The organism is Enterococcus sp. 6D12_DIV0197, from assembly GCF_002174385.1.
Classification (GTDB): Bacteria; Bacillota; Bacilli; order Lactobacillales; family Enterococcaceae; genus Enterococcus_D; species Enterococcus_D casseliflavus.
This window is the reverse complement of the sequence record NZ_NIBN01000001.1, coordinates 2,888,656-2,904,893: the sequence shown is the minus strand read 5'-3', so window position 1 is coordinate 2,904,893 and position 16,238 is coordinate 2,888,656. Positions and strand designations below refer to the sequence as shown.

The following is a 16,238-nucleotide window of genomic DNA, read 5'->3' as shown; positions in this document are numbered from 1 at the left end:
ATGGCAGATCCATTTGGTTTTTTAAAGTACCCAAGAGTAGAAAATCCTACCCGACCAGTGGCAGAACGAATCGAAGACTGGCAAGAATTACAGACGCCATTGCCTGAAAATGAGCGTCAAGAGCAAGCAGCACGCTGTATGAACTGCGGGATTCCTTTTTGTCATACCGGTTCTTTTTACGGGGGGCAACGAGCGGTTTCAGGTTGTCCCAATGACAACCTGATTCCTGAATGGAATGACTTGGTTTATCAAGGGCGTTTCCAAGCCGCTTTTGAGCGTCTTGCCAAAACCAACCCATTACCTGAAATGACTGGTCGTGTTTGTCCAGCTCCTTGTGAAAAAGGCTGTACCGAAGCACTGAATGGCTCGGGTGTCACGATCCACGACAATGAACGCTTTATTATCGATACTGCTTTTGAAAATGATTGGGTCAAAGCCTCGGGATTGCCTCAAGAAGCGACTGGGTTCAAAGTTGCCATCGTCGGCAGCGGACCAGCTGGTTTATCCGCTGCATGGCGCTTGAATCAACTAGGGCATCAAGTGACGGTCTATGAACGCAGTGATCGCTTTGGCGGTTTACTGATGTACGGTATTCCAAATATGAAATTAGATAAAGACGTCGTTCAGCGACGGATTGACTTGATGGCAGAGCTAGGCGTGACCTTTGTCGCTAATACGGAGATCGGTCGTGACTTGTCAGCAGAAGAATTGGCCGCTCAGTATGATCGGGTCATCTTGGCAACAGGAGCTAGTGTTCCTCGTGACTTGAAGATTCCAGGTCGTGAATTGACTGGGGTGCAATTTGCAGTCGATTATCTGACGGAAGCAACCAAAGATGTGTTAAAGCATGGCAAAGCGGCAACAAGTAAAAAACTTGCTGGCAAACATGTTATCGTGATTGGTGGCGGCGACACTGGAAATGACTGTATTGGTTCAGCGATTCGGCAAGGAGCCGCTTCTGTGCGTCAATTGGAGATCACGCCCCAACTGCCATTGACACGGACCGACAGCAATCCTTGGCCAGAATACCCAATGACAGCTCGCACAGGATATGGGCAAGAAGAAGCGGCTGAAGTGCTACAAACACAAGTGACGTATCATGGAGTGTCCACAACGGCCTTTATCGGCGCCGAACGCGGCCAGTTGATCGCCATCGAAACGGTCTCAGTAGATCAACAGTTTCAGCCGATCCCTGGCACAGAGCAAGTGATCAAGGCGGATTTGGTCTTGCTGGCAATGGGCTTTGTTGGTGCAGAGACCCAACTCTTCGATGCCTTTGGTGTGCGAGAAGTGTACGATGATTACACGACGAACAATGAACGAGTGTTAGTCGCAGGAGATGCCAAACGAGGACCGAGTTTAGTCATCTGGGCGATTCGTGAAGGACGCTTAGCAGCAGAAAAAGTCGATCAAGCGTTACGATCGTTGGTGTATCAATAAGCAATCAATAAAAAACAACCTGAGCAGCTATTCCTCCTTCTGAATTAGAAGGGGAGCAGCGAAATGCTCAGGTTGTTTGCCTGTTAAGCGGTTGGTTCAGATGGATGGGGCTTTGACAGCTGTTCATTTTTTTCCATTGCTGCCTTCGGTAGGCGAATCGAAAAGACGATGGTTTCATCACGGCTTTCCGCCCAAATCTTTCCACCTAATGCTTCAACGATTTCTTTGGCGATCGGCAAACCAAGACCCGTCCCACCCGTCGCTGTTGCTCGGGAAGCATCCATGCGGTAGAAAGGCTCAAAAATCAAGCCGATCTTTTCAGCTGGGATCGTTTTTCCTTGATTGGTCAAACGAATCAGGATATCATCAGACTCGCTGATGGCTAATCGCAAAGGGGAGTTAGGATAGCTATAATTGATGGCATTGCGGATCAAGTTATCAAAAACGCGTTCCATTTTCTCCGTATCAACGGTCGCAAAGACTTTTTTCTGTAGCTGAAGTTGCCAATGGAGGTTTTTTTCTTCTAACAGCGGCAAAAATTCAAACGTCAATTGTTCCAGCATCAAGCTCAAATCCGTGGTTTCAGTTTGCAGGGCGATCGTTGTAAGATTAAAGCGGGTGATTTCGAAAAATTCGCTGATCAATAGTTCCAGCCGTTGGGCTTTTTGCAAGGCGATCTTCGTATAGCGTGCGCGTAGTTCGGTAGAAAGCTGCGGTTCCTCTTCTAAAAGCGTCAAATAGCCGATCACACTGGTCAAAGGCGTTCGTAAATCATGTGCGAGATAGACGATCAAATCATTTTTTCGTTGTTCCGCTTCTTTGGCGGCTCGTTGATCCTGTAAGTTTTTCTCCCGCAACTGGTTCATTTCTTCTTGCACATCAATCATATTGCTGGAAAGAACGATTCGCTTCGTGGGTTCGGCAATCAGTTGGTTTGTGGCTTGGATCGTTTCATTCAAATAACTGATAGCTTTACTCATATAATAAATCGTTGTGCTCACCCAAATCAGTAAGGCCCCGATGGCTAAGCAAAGAAGCCAATAGTCAGCAAAAAGTCGTAAAATATGATAAATGGGTTCATAGCCATACCAGACCCTCATTCCAGCAACGAAGCGTACTGCGAAAGGAATGATGATCAAGATCGCCATCAAGATGCCCGTGGTGATAAAGTATTGGGTCAACAGCTTGCGGATCAATGGACTTCTATTTTTCAATGATATAGCCGACCCCCCATACGGTTTTGATTAATTTCGGTTTGCGGGGTTGTTCGTTCAGTTTTTCCCGCAAACGGGCGATATGTGCCATCACTGTGTTATTGTTGTCTAAATACTTTTCTTTCCAAACTGCTTCAAAAAGGGTTTCCGAGGCAACGACCGATCCTTGGTGTTCAAATAAGTAAAGCAAGATTTTAAATTCGATGGGGGTCAAGAAAACCTCTTTGCCATAAAGAAAACATTGGTGGCTGTTGATTTTCAACAGTAAACCTTCCTTTTCGTATTCTTCAATCTTCTGGGGATTCGCTGACTGGTTGTAACGCTGGTATCGCCGCAGCTGCGTTTTGACCCGAGCAACGACTTCTAAAGGATTGAAGGGCTTGGTCACATAATCATCTGCCCCAAGGCTTAGACCGGTGATTTTATCCAAGTCTTCCCCTTTTGCCGTGAGCATCAGTACTGGGAAAAAGTGGGTCTTACGAATTTGCTGCAACAGCTGGAAGCCGTCGATATCCGGCAGCATCACATCTAAAACCGCCACGTCGACCGTTTCTTTTTCAAGATAGGCCAAAGCGCTCGTTCCATCATAAAAAGGTTCTACTTGGAAGCCTTCATTCCTTAGAAACGTCGTGACTAACTCCGCGATTTCTTTTTCATCATCAACAACAATTATTTTTTCTGCCATCCTTGATTCACTCCAACTATCTACGATCATTTTTCATTTACACTACCATTTACTCTACACCCATCATACCGTAATCGGTAAGCGAATGCATTCGTTTTCTACTTTGAACTAGAGGTGATGCGGGAACCTAGGCGGCTGATCAATTCATTGGTAATGGTTTGTGCTTGATCAGCGGTAGTCGTCCAATCGCTGATTACTTCGAGCGAACTTTCGACCGCCAGTTCTGGATAGTCCGTTAAATCGATCAAGAGCATATCCATACAAACCAACCCAATCTGCGGGAGTAAAGCACCTTGATAAGAAAGTTGGAACCCTTGGTTTGATAGGGCACGTGGAACCCCGTCGCAGTAGCCGATGCTAACGATCCCGATCGTGGCTGGTCGATCAAAAACAGTGCCTAATCCATAGCCGATCGCTTCACCAGCGGCAACTGTTTTTTTGTCTACCAGTAAGGCTTTGAGTGTCAAAATTGGCTGTACGTTTATCTTCTGCTTCGTTGGTTCGTTCGGGACGCTCAATGAACCAGTTAGAAGAATACCTGGACGTACATAATCATAGTGTTTCTCTGGGTAATTCAATATTCCGTAGCTGCTTTGCAGATGTGTCAGTCCATAGGCGATATTTCTAGCGGATAAGCCAGCCAACAGATCATCAAAACAAGTGATTTGGGCTTGTGTCCGCAAGATACTTGCCGTATCCAGCTGATCTGAAGAGCCTAGATGGGAAAAAATGCCTGTGATCTTGAGAGATGGCAAGGCGTAAAGTCCAGTAACTGTCTCAAGATCAGGTGCAACGCCTAAGCGGTGCATACCAGTATCTACCGCTAAATGGCATTCGATCGGAATGCTTGTTTGGGCTAAAGCATGCCCATGGGCCTCACTAACGATGGTTTGAATCAAGGAATAATGTTTCAGCTCTTTGGCACGTTGGGCAGAAGTGTACCCTAAAATCAGTAAGCGACTTTTGATGCCAGCTCGCCGTAATTCAATGGCTTCTTCAAGGGTAGCAACGGCAAAGAAATCAACGCCGGCTCTTTCTAGGGTACTGGCGACCGTCTTCGCATCACAACCATAAGCATCCGCTTTAACCACCGCCATCACTTTTGTTGTTGCTGGGATCAATCGCTTGATTTCCTGCAAGTTGTGCAACAAAGCGGGGGCGGAAAATTCTTTGGCTGCTCGCTGCAATTTGGGCGGCGTTTTTTTCGAAAACGGGAACAGCTTTTGCAAAGCAAAGAGACCATGCACCACCCCAATGGTCAGTCCTAAGACCACGAAGAAATTGATCAGATTGTTTCGCAGCAAGGGCAGCTTTTGACTAAGAAAATGGGTCACTGCAATGGTATAAGGATGGAGTAAATAGAGCCAAAGGGACAGTCGACCCGCTTGTTTCCAGATTATGGGTGCTTGCCATTGCTGGATGATCGGAAATAAAAACAACAGGACGAAGGGCAAAAAAACATACATGCTGTCATGTTTCGGCGTGGTAAAGTGATGCAAAAGGTAACTTTCCAAAAGCAAGCAAATCAGACTGATCAGCAGATAACTATAGCGATGGGGAGAAACTGGTTTCTTGGCAAATCTTCTGGCTAGTACCCCTAAGATCAAAAACAAAGGAGCAAAAAAAATGCCGTTGCGAGTTCCATCCAATAGTTGAAAAATCAGTGAATAGACTGGCGTAATGGGTGTTTGTGCAGCCAGGCCAGACCAACTGTCCCCACCTAAACCAACCACATACAAACCGACAGCAATGAAAAACACCTGCTTGAAAGAAAGCCGTGTCAAGAGGCCCATCACTAGTAGACTGCCGGTAATGATCGCAGGAAAATACCAAAGATGGTAAAGAATGCCAGTGACCAACAATGTTTGGATAAAGGTGCCCAGCGGCATGTTCAACCCAAGCATGCCGCTGTACCAAGCAAGCGGCAAAAAGAGCAGTGTGGCTATGAGGTAGACTTGCAGCTGCTTTTTAATAAACTGCCAGACACGCTGTCTGGCAGGATAGCTGTTTTGGGTGGCTAAGTCGCTGAACACGTAATATCCGCTGATCATAAAAAAGAAGGGGACTGCAATTCTGAAGAGCGTCAACGTGATCAGGATATCACCGTCAGGCCATAAGCGGTGAAGAGGCAGACAGTGGATCGCCACCACCATCATCGCCAAAATCACCCGGAATTGCTCGATTCCTTGATTCTTCTTCATGCGAACTGCCTCGCAGTTTGTTCAAGGTATTGATGGTATTCTTCCAAGGTCCACTGTTGACTGGCGATGATTTGACTATGAGGCAGACCAACATAACGAAAATGCCACGGTTCATAGCCAATCCCTGTAATTTCCTGTTTGTCTGCGGGATAGCGTAAAATAAACCCATAGTTCATCATTTCCTGGGTAAATAAATCAGCGGCTGCGCTGTCACGAAATCGTGGGCAGATCAAATCATCCTGGCTGCCCTTTAAACCAACATCGATCGCTAAGCCTAACTGATGTTCACTGCAACCGGGCAACGCCACAAATTGTTTCGTATAGGCTAGCCCATTTTCTTTCAAGGAATATTCCCATAAATACCGTTGCTGCTTTTCGGTTCGGTAGCCATCTAACAAGCAGATCTCGTCTTCAAGCTTTAAGGATTTGACGAGCCGTTTCCATTGTTTGGCTGCTTCTGGCTGCAAGTAAATCTCGTCTTCGCTGAAGGCAGCAAGGACTAAATGAGGCGGCTCTTGGTTTTTTTCTAACGGAAATTCTTTGCTAACTAACTGTAGATAGGGATTCATTTGACTTCCTCCTTTGCTAAGACAAGCAGTTTTTGTAGTAGTTCTTGATAGGATAAGCCGACCGCTGCCATCATGGCAGGATAACGGGAGTGACTCGTAAAGCCCGGCATAGTATTGATTTCATTCAAGTATAGTTCTCCTTGATCCGTGACAAAAAAGTCGATGCGAGCAAGACCTTTAAGACCAAGACTACGATAGAGCAGCTGAGCTTGTTCTTTGACCTTGGTTTCAATCGTTTCAGGCAATGGCGCAGGGACGGTGATTTTGGCGCTGATCAGCTGGTACTTTTCTTCAAAATCGAAAAAGCCGTCTACTAATGAAATGGCGTCACAAGCACCGACAGTCAAAGAGTCGTTGCCCAAAATACCGCAACCGATCTCAACACCGGCAATATTTTTTTGTAGGAGCACTGCGGAACAATAAGTAAAGGCTTTTTTTAAGGCAGAAGCGATTTCTTCAACGCAGGTGACTTTAGTGATCCCTTTTGAAGAGCCCGCTTCATTAGGCTTAAAGAAAACTGGGAAGCCATGGGTCTGGATAAAAGCTTCGATTTGTTCTTGCTGGTTGGCTTGATTTGTCAAGAGAATCGTAGGAGCACTTTGTACGCCAATGGCTGCTGCAGCTTGATGCAGCAGCCATTTGTTCATACATAAGGCAGAACCTGCCACCCCGCAACCTACATAAGGTAGTTTCATCAATTCAAACAATCCTTGGATACTGCCATCTTCCCCGTATTTGCCATGCATAATGGGAAATAAAATATCAGGTACCAACGTTTGCTGCTCTTCACTTAGCCAAAAGCCGTTTCCTTCGAATAGCGGCTGGATTTTCTGTTTATGTTTCGTATCCAACAACCACGTGTCTTGTCGGATGTTTTCCAGCTCTCCTGTATACAAGTACCAATCCATAGCATCTGGGGCGATCCCGATCAAAGAGAGGTCGTAGTCATAGGGAGATGATTGGAGTGCTTCGATTGCGCTAGTTGCTGAGGCTAAAGAAACGGTGTATTCCGGTGAATTGCCTCCAAAAATAATGGCGATTTTTTTCATGTTTTTCTTCCTTCCGCTTTTCGATTCTTACTACATTCAGTCTATCAAGGAAAGAAAAAAGAAATTTGCGGGCTTACTGGTATCTTTCTTTTCTTTTTGTGATGAAATTCTGACGAATTTATGACAAAAGGAAAGCGACAGCTGCCGCTCCTTTTACACCAGAAAGAAACTTGCCTTTGAAGTAGAAAAAGCTGCCATAAAATGGAATGGAAAAAATAGTGAAAAAAGAGCACTCTGAAGGAAAGGGGGAGGCAATAGCAGGAACGTTGACACAAAAAAAGCATGCCGAAGCATGCTTTTTCTTTTTGATGATGGCTTTTCGATTATTATACGATTTGCTTATTGTGCGTAATGCGCACGAGGACCACCAATATATTTGGGCCGTGATCCCAGAGCTGTGACATGGGCAGCGCCGAGGGACTTGATAGAGGGACGGATCGGGATTTGAACATGTTTGACATGCATGCCGATTGCTGTGTCGCCAATATCGATGCCAGCTTTTGCTACTATGTGCTCCACTTCAATAGGTTCATCGAACAGCTGGAAAGCGGCAACTGAGCAAGCACCGCCTGCATGCAACTGGGGCACTACTGCGACTTCTTCTAATTGATATAGTCGAGCCGTTTCACGCTCAACAGCTAAAGCCCGATTGAGATGTTCACAGCCTTGAACGGCTAAATGAATATTTTTGGGACGCAAGATCGCTCGTAGTGTTTCAACGATAACCATGCCTACTTCTTGACTGGAATTTTTGCCAATCAAGCCGCCCACGACTTCACTTGTTGAACAACCAAGGACAAAAAGATCATTTTCACCAACGTTCGCTGTCGTAATGACTTCTTCAACGATCGTAGTTAAATCCGTTTTTAATTGATTGATATCTGTCATAAGAATCACCTTTCATTTAAAGAAAACTTTTTCGTGCGGCGCAAAGCATGCGTCAGGGGTAAAGCAACGATGCTGCCAAAGACCGTTTGGATCAAATTACTTGGGATCGAGGCGATCCCAGCGCCTAAACCGAATAGCAAAACCGTTGCTGCTGCATAGCCGGCGATCATGATTAAGCTACCGACAATGACGGCTGCTAGTGGCCGATGGCTCATTCTACCTACGATCCAGCCTTGCACACCATGGATCACGATGGAAAAGAAGGCCCATTCAGGGTAACCTGATAGAAAATCAATGATGCCGCCGCTCATTCCACCGACGAAGGCACCGGCGCTAGGTCCGAACAACAGGGCCGAGATATAGATCCCTGCTTCACATAAGGTCACAAAGCCCTTCGTTTGCGGAACAGGAATGATAAAGGTCAAAGAAAGTGCACACGTGAGTGCCGTCAGCATAGCGATCGTCGTTAGGTTTCTTACTTTCATAGGTGTTCCTCCTTTTTAAAATAGGCGAGCTGATTGACGTTGCCAGAGGTACCTAAAGGCAGACCGTCTTCAATCCCTGCCCAAACAAATGCTTTTGCGGTTTGGATAGCTGCTTCCAACGAAGTGCCTTTAGCAAGCATTGCGGCAATCGCTGATGAGAGGGTACAGCCAGCACCGTTGGTTGTGGTTCGCGTACTTTTTTCTGCCTCAAAAACGGTAAATTGTCCTTCTTGATACAAAACATCATAGGCTGTTTCCCCAGTTAGTCGACTGCCACCTTTGATCAGAACATTTGGGGCACCCAGCGCATGGATTTTTTTTGCCGCCGTTTTCATCTCTGCTAAAGAGGTAATGCTTTGTCCAGATAAGTGTTGTGCTTCGAGTAGATTAGGTGTCACTAATGCTGTGTAAGGAAACAATGAGATCAATCCTGCTTGATAGGAGTGGTTAAAGGCAGTATCTCCTTCTTTGAAGGCGAGAACGGGATCGAGCACGATCGGTCCGGTAAATGTTTGTAAAAAATCTCGCAGCAATTCAATGATGGCGGTTTGATGAAGCAGCCCGATTTTGATTGCATCTAGGGATACGACCGAACGCAGTGAATCCAGTTGTGCTTGGATCACAGGCTCAGGGAGATCATGGAACATAAGATCATCCTTGATGGCGACCACACATGTTAATAGGGCATGGCCAAACACCCCGAATTCCTCAAATGTTTTCAAATCAGCCGTCATGCCGCCACCTGCCAAACTGTCGAGACCGGCGATCGATAAGACTTGTTTCATGTCTGCTGCTCCTTTCATTTCTCATTTCTTTCTATTATAAACAGTCGGTAAAAAAGAAAAACGGCCAATTGGATGTTTTTTCCTCATCCAATTGACCATTTGCTTATTTCTCATTTAGTAAATCTCGCTCACGATACCATTCATCGGGACGCCAGATCCATTCAAAGCCATCGGCAGCTAAGAGATCATAGGCTGCTTGGGGGCCCATCGTTCCTGCGGCATAATTTGGAAAATCAGGTGTTTCTTGGTCCCAAGCGTGACGGATCACATCAACGATGCGCCAAGATTGGGCAACTTCATCCCAGTGGGTAAAGTTAGTGCCATCACCGTTCAAGGCATCTAGAATTAGTTTTTCGTAAGCTTCAGGGGTGTTTTCGACGATTTCAGTACTATTTCGGTAATCGAGCTTCACTGGCAATGTCTCAAACCCTTGGCCAATTTCTTTTCCGTTCAAGGAAAGAGAGAAGCCTTCCGTCGGTTGAATGTAAATCGTCAGCACATTCGGTGCCAAACTCTCGATTTGCTTTTGTTCATTCAGGTCTTGCTTAAAGACATTGACTGGGACTTGTTTAAAGACAATGTTGATGCGAGTGCCTTTTTCCGTCAACCGTTTCCCAGTGCGTACATAAAATGGTACGCCGGACCAGCGGAAGTTATCGATCAAAAATTTCCCAGCAACGAAGGTTTCCGTTGCCGATTCTTCATCCACATTGGCTTCTTCACGGTAGCCAACAAATTTCTTGTCTTCTAATTGTCCCTTATCGTATTGACCACGTACGAAGTGTTGTTTCACTTCTTCTTCGGAGTAGATACGGATCGCATTTAAGGCTTTGATTTTTTCTGTCCGTAATTCTTTTTCAGAAAAAGCCACTGGCGGTTCCATGGCTAATAAGGAAAGAATCTGCAGAATATGATTTTGGACCATATCCTTCAAGGCACCGCTCTTATCATAATAGCCGCCGCGTTCTTCTACGCCTAAGTTTTCTGCGATATTGATCTGAACATTGTCAATGTAACGATTGTTCCACATTGACTCAAAAATGTTATTGGCAAAACGAATCGCAGAAATATTTTGGATCATTTCTTTTCCTAAATAGTGATCGATTCGGTAGATTTCTTGTTCCGTAAAGACTTGATTGATCTCTTCATTCAATTCTTTTGCTGAATTATAGTCGCTTCCAAACGGTTTCTCGATGATCACCCGATGGTAGCCGTCAGTATCCAGCATTCCTTGGGATTTCAAGTGAGAAACGATCGTCCCAAAGAAATTAGGGGACATTGCTAAGTAAAAAATCTGATTGCCTTCTAAATGGTATTTCTGATCTAAGGTTTCCGCCAAATCCTTTAATGAATCATAATGGCTCGTATCTGTTACATCATGTGATTGGTAGTAGAAATGAGAAGCAAATGTCTCTGCTTGTTCTTGTGAGTCACTCAACTCTTTGATTGTACCTATCACCACTTCACGATAGTGTTCATCCGACCAAGGACGGCGTGCAGTACCAATGACTGCAAAATCTTCTTTCAAATCGCCTTTTTTGTACAACCGAAACAAAGAAGGATATAGTTTGCGTTGGGCAAGGTCGCCCGTACCGCCAAAAATCGTAAAAAGGACCTTTTTTTCCATCATCTTCACTCCTTACAGTTTATCGACAAAAATCGTGCTGGCGGCTTTGTAGCTGACAGCAATTTCTTTTGTGTCATTTTTGATCGTAATCGGACCCTCGTATGCTGCCGCATCGATGATCTCGTATTCTTCATGAATATTCAATTTGATCGAAACGAGATAATCCAGCAGTTCTCGTTCGTCAAGGACACGGGCGATACGAATCTTGGTTCCTACCGGATAAGAACTCATGGTGTTTTTTTCGCCTTCGTGAATGAGTTCTCCTTGTTCAGGAATCATTCCCCCATGTGGGCAATACCGAGGATGATCAAGGTAGGCTTCTAAGCGGCTCGCCAACGTTTCTGAGGTGACATGTTCTAAAACTTCTGCGTCATCATGAACTTCATTCCATGAATAATGCAGGTGCTCCACAAGAAAGACTTCCCATAAACGATGCTTACGAATGAGGGCACTTGCAGAAGCTAAACCAGTTTCAGTCAACTGTACCCCTTGATAAGGTGAATGTTCCACTAAGCCTTCTTTTAATAATTTTGAAATCATTTCACTTACTGAAGCTGCTGAGACGTCCAGACCTGACACGATTTGTTTGTTATTGATCTTCTTTTGGTCACCACCAAGCTCTAAGATGAGCTTTAAATAATCTTCACGATTTGGTGTCATCGGATCCATCCTCTCTTATCAAAGACTATCAAAGTAGATTTTATCAAAAAAGCCAGCTGATTACTATGAAAAAAGCCGCCGGTTCTCAATATTCTATGTAAAAAGAAGACCGAGGGGAGCTACTCCACCTCAGCCTTTTTTTATTAAGCCCAATCACCATTGCGGAAGACAGGAACTGTGGTGCCATCTTCTTTGATGCCATCGATGGACATTTGGTCAGAGCCGACCATGAAGTCTACGTGGGTTTGGCTGCGGTTTAAACCAGCCGCTGCCAGTTCTTCTTCACTCATCTCAGTGCCGCCTTGTAAGCTGAAGGCATAAGCAGAGCCTAAAGCCAAGTGGTTTGAGGCATTTTCATCAAACAACGTATTGAAGAAGATGATGCCAGATTGTGAGATAGGGGAAGGGTCAGGGACTAAAGCGACTTCACCTAAAGATTTCGCTCCTTCATCGATCGCTAGCAATTTGCCTAACACTTCTTCGCCTTGTTCTGCAGAAAAGTCCACGACTTTACCGTCTTTGAAGGTGAATTTCATGCCAGAAATAATCGTTCCTGCGTAGCTCAATGGTTTCGTACTTGAAATATAGCCATCGATGCGACGATTATCTGGGGCAGTAAAGACTTCTTCTGTCGGCATGTTCGCCATGAATTTTTCATTGCGGGTGTTGTAGCTGCCAGCACCTTCCCACAAGTGATTTTTTGGTAGGCCGATGATCAAATCGGTACCAGGTGCTGTATAGTGTAATGCGCTGAATTGTTCTTTGTTCAATTCTTCTGCCTTGACTTGCAGTGTTTCATCATGTTTTTTCCAAGCAGCAACAGGATCTTCTTCGTAGATACGCGTCGTTTTGAAAATTTGATCCCATAGCTTGTCTTGTGCTTCTTCTGGGGAAGCATCAGGGAACACTTTTTGTGCCCAATCTTGACCTGCAGCAGCAACAACGGTCCAGCTGACTTTGTTGGCTTGTGTTGCTTGACGCAGTTTCATCATCGCCTTACCAGAAGCTGCTTGGAAAGCGGCGACCCGATCTGAGTCAACGCCCGCTAACGCATCGGGATTGGCAGAAACGACACTGATGCGGCTCGCACCTTTTTCGACCCAATCTTCTGTTTGATCAATTTTGTGTTGAGGGATCGTAGACAAACGATCCTCAGCTGCATGCGCAAGAAATTCTTTTTGAACCACATCGTCGGTCCATTGAACGATTACTTCATCAGCGCCTAGCTCATACGCTTTTTTTGTCAATAGTCGAGCTAACGGTGCTTGGTCCACGGCGATTTGGATGACGATGGTGTGCCCTTTTTGGACATTTACACCAACTTCTGTGATCAGTTGGGCATATTTTTCAAGGTTCTGATTAAAGTTTGGTAAAACCATTAAAATTCCTCCATTTATTCTAAAATTATAACTGTCTTCATGATAGCACTAAGTATTTTTGAAAACAAACGAAAAAGAGAGCAAAAAAACAGAGGTCTTCAAATTGAAAAACTGGAAACACTAGGGGCAATAATTTTAAAAGTTTTTTTGCAAACTTAAAAAAACATGATACAATAAGTAAAAGGTATTTCTGAAAGCGATGTATAGCAGAATTAAGGAGATTAAAAAATTATGGCAAGAAAGAAAACTATTACTAGAGACCAGATTTTAAAAGCTGCCTATGAAGTTGTCGCAACCGAAGGATTTACACGTTTTACCGCACGCAATATCGCAGCGAAGATGAAATGTTCAACGCAACCGATCTACTTAGAATTTAAAAATATGGATGACTTAAAAAATGCATTGATTAATCAGATTTACGACTACTTAGCGACAGAAGTTTTTCCAGTTGAAAGACGGGGAGATGTCATCGTTGACTTAACGTTAAATTATATTGGCTTTGCAAATAAAGAAAAACGATTATACCGAGCGCTATACTTAGAAGAGCATGGTGGTGGGGATTCCATGCAGCAGTTTTCATTTGACCTTTTTGTGAAATCAGTGAAAAAAGAACCAAAGTATCAAGATCTATCGGACGTGAAATTACAGTCCTTGCATACTGGTGTCTGGATCGTCGCTACTGGCTTAGCGGCATTGATGTCTTCGGGGATCATTCATCCCACAGAAGATCAGATTGCTAAGCTGATGACGGAAACCACCGATAATATTTTAGCAAGAGAAACACCCATCGATATCAGTTATCATTAAGCAAACAAGAAAACCTCCGACAGAATCAAGTGATTTTGTCAGAGGTTTTCTTGTTTTATTCTGCAAATGCTTCCGCTAGCTTTTTGGCAAAGGCTTCTAAGTTTTGAATATCGTCTTCTTCCGCAGCCAAGTCGACCTTGACGCTATCTGCCCCTTTTGTTGCACCTGTCTTACTAAAGACGGCTTCAAAGTCATCGACGGACTTACAAAAGTCATCATAAAACGTATCGCCAGAGCCGCAGACCCCAAAGATTTTGCCACTTAAATCAAGTTCTTGCAAATCTTCGTAAAAATCGACGATCTCATCAGGCAATTCACCGTCACCGTATGTATAGGTTGCGACGATACAGATATCGGCGTCTTCAAACTCATCGGCATCCACTTGGGTACACTCATTCATTTCAACTTCCATGTCAAGATTTTCAAGGGCTTCAGAAACGATATCTGCAATTTCTTCCGTATTCCCCGTCATACTCGCATAGACGATTTTTGCTAAAGCCATGGGCTTTTTCCTCCAATCTCATTCCTATTCTCAAGGAAAACTCTCTTACAGATTATAGCAAATGCACGAAAGATTGAAAACAAAACTTGAAAAACTCTTTACAATGTCTGTGAATTTTGTAAAATAAGGGATTTCTATGGTAAAATAAGAGGAATTTAATTAAGGGAGACGAGAACATGATTACATTAAAATCTGCCAGAGAAATAGACCGCATGGCCGAATCCGGCGCGCTGTTAGCAGATGTCCACAAACAATTACGCAGCTTCATCAAACCTGGTATCACCAGTTGGGATATCGAAGTGTTTGTCAGAGATTATATTGAAAGCCATGGCGGAATTGCCGCCCAAATTGGTTTTGAAGATTACAAATATGCCACTTGCTGCAGTATCAACGATGAGATTTGTCACGGGTTCCCCCGAAAAAAACCATTGAAAGATGGCGATCTGATCAAAGTTGATATGTGTATTGATTTAAAAGGCGCCATTTCTGATTCTTGCTGGAGTTATGTGGTAGGAAACTCGACGCCTGAGATCGATCGTTTAATGGAAGTAACCAAAAAAGCGTTGTATCTAGGAATCGAACAAGCCCAAGTTGGCAACCGAATCGGTGACATCGGTCATGCCATTCAAACCTATGCGGAAAAAGAAGGCTACGGTGTCGTGCGCGATTTCGTTGGACACGGCATTGGTCCAACGATCCATGAAAGTCCGATGATTCCTCACTACGGAGAAGCCGGCAAAGGGTTGCGTTTAAAAGAAGGAATGGTTATTACCATCGAACCTATGATCAATACAGGGACGTGGAAAATGAAAATGGATCCTAACGGCTGGACCGCCTATACTCTAGATGGTGGCTTAAGTTGCCAATACGAACATAGTTTGGCGATCACCAAAGAAGGGCCACGCATTTTGACTTCTCAAGGAGAAGAAGGAACCTACTAAATTTTGGCGGTAGGAGACTTCTGATTGTTACGTATGACAAAGAAAAAAAAGGCAGATGATTCGCTGGCGGAGGAAGAAACATGAAAATCGTTGATAAAGTAAAAAGCAATCAAAAGCTGATGCGTTTCATTGAAACAACGCAAAATAGAATAACGGATTCAGAGATGGGGACCACATCGGTCGTCGTCGCCTACTATTTATTGCTTTCACTTTTCCCGTTAATGATTGCGCTGGGAAATCTGTTGCCTTATTTATCGATTGATCCGAACACGGTTTTATCTTATGTACAAGAATTGATCCCTAGTCAAATCTATGACTTTATCGGACCAGCGATCGAAAACCTCCTCACCACAAGCTCTGGCGGGTTGTTATCGATTTCCGCCTTGGCTGCGTTGTGGTCTGCGAGTCAAAGTATCAATGCCTTGCAAATTGCGATGAACAAAGCCTTCGGTGTGGACCAACGTTCCAATTTTATCGTGGTGCGCGCAGTATCATTTGTGATCATCCTGCTCTTTATGATTGCGATCGTTGGTGTTACGATGGTATTTGGGCTTGGAAAAATCATTCTTGATTTTTTGCAGCCGATTTTTAAGTTTCAAGACAATCTGATCGATACGTTCCAAACAGTCAAATGGCCAGTCACGATCGTTGCTTTGCTGTTTATCATGATGCTGATCTATTGGTTAGTGCCGAATGCAAAGGTCAAGTTGCGTTCGACTTTGCCAGGGGCGATCTTTGCAACGATTGGCTGGATGTTGCTGTCACAAGTGTTTGGCTTATACGCCCGTTACTTTGCTGCGAAAATCATTGGCTATCAAATTATTGGAAGTTTTATTGTTTTAATGATCTGGTTGAATCTTGCTGCGACGATTATTATCTTGGGTGGAATCATCAACGCAGTGGTAGAAGAGTATGTGTCGGGACAAGAGATCAAAGAACGAACAGATCCTGTTCAGCGGATTTCTTCGAAAATCGAAGATACATTTACCAATAAAGAGAAATAACG

16 protein-coding genes are annotated in these 16,238 nt (G+C 44.3%); 4 read left to right on the top strand and 12 right to left on the bottom strand.

Features of this window, described 5'->3' with window-relative positions:
- A complete protein-coding gene (locus A5867_RS13615) occupies positions 1-1,440 on the top strand; it encodes a glutamate synthase subunit beta (RefSeq protein ID WP_005228830.1) in 1,440 nt (479 codons plus the stop codon).
- An 83-nt stretch (positions 1,441-1,523) separates the two neighbouring features.
- On the opposite strand, the gene vanS is transcribed toward A5867_RS13615, so the two are convergent.
- The 11 genes from vanS to A5867_RS13560 form a co-directional block, all read right to left on the bottom strand.
- The gene (vanS, locus tag A5867_RS13610; RefSeq protein ID WP_349290009.1) at positions 1,524-2,654 is read right to left on the bottom strand and encodes a vancomycin resistance histidine kinase VanS; all 1,131 of its coding nucleotides are present in this window, start codon (positions 2,652-2,654) and stop codon (positions 1,524-1,526) included.
- Positions 2,644-3,339 carry a vancomycin resistance response regulator transcription factor VanR-C gene (vanR-C, locus tag A5867_RS13605; RefSeq protein ID WP_005228837.1) on the bottom strand — a complete coding sequence of 232 codons (696 nt, stop codon included), beginning with the start codon at positions 3,337-3,339 and terminating at the stop codon, positions 2,644-2,646. Before vanR-C ends, vanS begins: the two co-directional genes overlap by 11 nt.
- Before the next feature lie 98 nt (positions 3,340-3,437).
- On the bottom strand, positions 3,438-5,540 hold the full coding sequence (gene vanT, locus A5867_RS13600) for a membrane-bound serine racemase VanT (RefSeq protein ID WP_087627815.1): 2,103 nt from the start codon (positions 5,538-5,540) through the stop codon (positions 3,438-3,440).
- Positions 5,537-6,109, bottom strand: a complete 573-nt coding sequence (gene vanXY / locus A5867_RS13595) for a D,D-carboxypeptidase/D,D-dipeptidase VanXY (protein WP_087627814.1) — start codon at positions 6,107-6,109, stop codon at positions 5,537-5,539. Before vanXY ends, vanT begins: the two co-directional genes overlap by 4 nt.
- Complete coding sequence (gene vanC / locus A5867_RS13590) at positions 6,106-7,158, bottom strand: D-alanine--D-serine ligase VanC (protein WP_074933485.1); 1,053 nt, start codon at positions 7,156-7,158, stop codon at positions 6,106-6,108. Before vanC ends, vanXY begins: the two co-directional genes overlap by 4 nt.
- 339 nt (positions 7,159-7,497) lie before the next feature.
- Positions 7,498-8,046 carry a TIGR01440 family protein gene (locus A5867_RS13585; protein ID WP_015510154.1) on the bottom strand — a complete coding sequence of 183 codons (549 nt, stop codon included), beginning with the start codon at positions 8,044-8,046 and terminating at the stop codon, positions 7,498-7,500.
- Positions 8,047-8,051: 5 nt separating this feature from the next.
- Positions 8,052-8,531: an ECF transporter S component gene (locus A5867_RS13580; protein WP_015510153.1), complete on the bottom strand. Its 480-nt coding sequence runs from the start codon at positions 8,529-8,531 to the stop codon at positions 8,052-8,054.
- Positions 8,528-9,316, bottom strand: a complete 789-nt coding sequence (locus A5867_RS13575; protein ID WP_005237263.1) for a bifunctional hydroxymethylpyrimidine kinase/phosphomethylpyrimidine kinase — start codon at positions 9,314-9,316, stop codon at positions 8,528-8,530. The genes A5867_RS13580 and A5867_RS13575 overlap by 4 nt, the downstream gene beginning before the upstream one ends.
- Positions 9,317-9,419: 103 nt before the next feature.
- The gene (gene zwf / locus A5867_RS13570; protein ID WP_015510151.1) at positions 9,420-10,946 is read right to left on the bottom strand and encodes a glucose-6-phosphate dehydrogenase; all 1,527 of its coding nucleotides are present in this window, start codon (positions 10,944-10,946) and stop codon (positions 9,420-9,422) included.
- 9 nt (positions 10,947-10,955) lie between these two features.
- Positions 10,956-11,603, bottom strand: coding sequence for a metal-dependent transcriptional regulator (locus A5867_RS13565; protein ID WP_015510150.1), 648 nt, complete (start codon positions 11,601-11,603; stop codon positions 10,956-10,958).
- 143 nt (positions 11,604-11,746) lie between these two features.
- Positions 11,747-12,982 carry an aminopeptidase gene (locus tag A5867_RS13560; protein WP_015510149.1) on the bottom strand — a complete coding sequence of 412 codons (1,236 nt, stop codon included), beginning with the start codon at positions 12,980-12,982 and terminating at the stop codon, positions 11,747-11,749.
- A gap of 231 nt (positions 12,983-13,213) precedes the next feature.
- On the opposite strand from A5867_RS13560, the gene A5867_RS13555 reads away from it, so the two are divergent.
- A complete protein-coding gene (locus tag A5867_RS13555) occupies positions 13,214-13,789 on the top strand; it encodes a TetR/AcrR family transcriptional regulator (RefSeq protein WP_005228861.1) in 576 nt (191 codons plus the stop codon).
- Positions 13,790-13,844: 55 nt separating this feature from the next.
- Here A5867_RS13555 and A5867_RS13550 read toward each other — a convergent pair whose 3' ends face one another.
- Positions 13,845-14,291, bottom strand: a complete 447-nt coding sequence (locus tag A5867_RS13550; RefSeq protein WP_015510148.1) for a flavodoxin — start codon at positions 14,289-14,291, stop codon at positions 13,845-13,847.
- A 176-nt stretch (positions 14,292-14,467) separates the two neighbouring features.
- Here A5867_RS13550 and map point away from each other — a divergent pair, with 176 nt between their 5' ends.
- Positions 14,468-15,232, top strand: coding sequence for a type I methionyl aminopeptidase (gene map, locus A5867_RS13545; protein WP_005228863.1), 765 nt, complete (start codon positions 14,468-14,470; stop codon positions 15,230-15,232).
- An 80-nt stretch (positions 15,233-15,312) separates the two neighbouring features.
- Positions 15,313-16,236 carry a YihY/virulence factor BrkB family protein gene (locus tag A5867_RS13540; RefSeq protein ID WP_005228865.1) on the top strand — a complete coding sequence of 308 codons (924 nt, stop codon included), beginning with the start codon at positions 15,313-15,315 and terminating at the stop codon, positions 16,234-16,236.
- The last annotated feature ends 2 nt before the right edge of the window (positions 16,237-16,238 follow it).

What these genes read in the sequence shown, in the direction of transcription:
- A5867_RS13615 (WP_005228830.1), top strand. Translation starts at nt 1, where the DNA reads ATGGCAGATCCATTTGGTTTTTTAAAGTACCCAAGAGTAGAAAATCCT.
- vanR-C (WP_005228837.1), bottom strand. Translation starts at nt 3,339, where the DNA reads ATGGCAGAAAAAATAATTGTTGTTGATGATGAAAAAGAAATCGCGGAG.
- vanT (WP_087627815.1), bottom strand. Translation starts at nt 5,540, where the DNA reads ATGAAGAAGAATCAAGGAATCGAGCAATTCCGGGTGATTTTGGCGATG.
- vanXY (WP_087627814.1), bottom strand. Translation starts at nt 6,109, where the DNA reads ATGAATCCCTATCTACAGTTAGTTAGCAAAGAATTTCCGTTAGAAAAA.
- vanC (WP_074933485.1), bottom strand. Translation starts at nt 7,158, where the DNA reads ATGAAAAAAATCGCCATTATTTTTGGAGGCAATTCACCGGAATACACC.
- A5867_RS13585 (WP_015510154.1), bottom strand. Translation starts at nt 8,046, where the DNA reads ATGACAGATATCAATCAATTAAAAACGGATTTAACTACGATCGTTGAA.
- A5867_RS13580 (WP_015510153.1), bottom strand. Translation starts at nt 8,531, where the DNA reads ATGAAAGTAAGAAACCTAACGACGATCGCTATGCTGACGGCACTCACG.
- A5867_RS13575 (WP_005237263.1), bottom strand. Translation starts at nt 9,316, where the DNA reads ATGAAACAAGTCTTATCGATCGCCGGTCTCGACAGTTTGGCAGGTGGC.
- zwf (WP_015510151.1), bottom strand. Translation starts at nt 10,946, where the DNA reads ATGATGGAAAAAAAGGTCCTTTTTACGATTTTTGGCGGTACGGGCGAC.
- A5867_RS13565 (WP_015510150.1), bottom strand. Translation starts at nt 11,603, where the DNA reads ATGACACCAAATCGTGAAGATTATTTAAAGCTCATCTTAGAGCTTGGT.
- A5867_RS13560 (WP_015510149.1), bottom strand. Translation starts at nt 12,982, where the DNA reads ATGGTTTTACCAAACTTTAATCAGAACCTTGAAAAATATGCCCAACTG.
- A5867_RS13555 (WP_005228861.1), top strand. Translation starts at nt 13,214, where the DNA reads ATGGCAAGAAAGAAAACTATTACTAGAGACCAGATTTTAAAAGCTGCC.
- A5867_RS13550 (WP_015510148.1), bottom strand. Translation starts at nt 14,291, where the DNA reads ATGGCTTTAGCAAAAATCGTCTATGCGAGTATGACGGGGAATACGGAA.
- map (WP_005228863.1), top strand. Translation starts at nt 14,468, where the DNA reads ATGATTACATTAAAATCTGCCAGAGAAATAGACCGCATGGCCGAATCC.
- A5867_RS13540 (WP_005228865.1), top strand. Translation starts at nt 15,313, where the DNA reads ATGAAAATCGTTGATAAAGTAAAAAGCAATCAAAAGCTGATGCGTTTC.